This is a genomic window from Methylobacterium sp. WL103 (assembly GCF_008039885.1).
Lineage (GTDB): Bacteria > Pseudomonadota > Alphaproteobacteria > Rhizobiales > Beijerinckiaceae > Methylobacterium > Methylobacterium cerastii.
This window is the reverse complement of sequence record NZ_VRUX01001195.1, coordinates 1-613: the sequence shown is the minus strand read 5'-3', so window position 1 is coordinate 613 and position 613 is coordinate 1. Positions and strand designations below refer to the sequence as shown.

Annotated in this window: 1 pseudogene; it reads left to right on the top strand. The window is 73.1% G+C overall.

Features of this window, described 5'->3' with window-relative positions:
* Positions 1-137: 137 nt before the first annotated feature.
* Positions 138-613, top strand: a pseudogene (locus tag FV222_RS30410) (LTA synthase family protein); the annotation flags it as partial.

The window sequence follows — 613 nt, the reverse complement described above, 5'->3', positions numbered from 1 at the left end:
CCGGCTGGGCGGCGCCCTGATGCGGACCCGCTACCGCCTGCTGAACCCGATCGTGCGGGCGCTCCGCGCCCGGCGCGGCGTCGCATCGGGCGGTGCGTCGAATCCCGACAAGCCCGGCCACGGTTGACGCGTCCCCCATGTCCTTCCTCTTCGCGACGCTTGCCGCGTTCGCCCTCTGCCTGGCGATCGAGTTCGGCCTCGGCGACGTGCCGGGGCGCGCGAGCCGAAAAGCCGGCGACCTCGCGGTGCGGCTTTGCGCCTACGGGTTGATCCTGCTGTTCTGGTTCGTGTTCTCGTGGCGCCCGTGGCTGGCCGCGTCGAGCTGCGTGCTGACGGTGGCGATCCTCCACCTCGTCAGCCGCCTCAAGCGCGCGGTGATCGGCGAGCCGCTGGTGTTCTCCGATTTCGCGCTGCTGCCGCAGGTGCCGCGCCATCCGCAGCTCTACTACGTGCCGCCGCTCACCAGCCCGCGGATCGCTGGGCCGCTCCTGCTCGGGCTGGCCGGAATCGTGCTGTGGTACCGGATCGAGCCGAGCCTGCTGCCGGTGTCGCCCGCCGCCGCCGTGGCCACCGTCGCCGCGCTTCCCCTCGGCCTCGCCGCGCTGATCGCCGC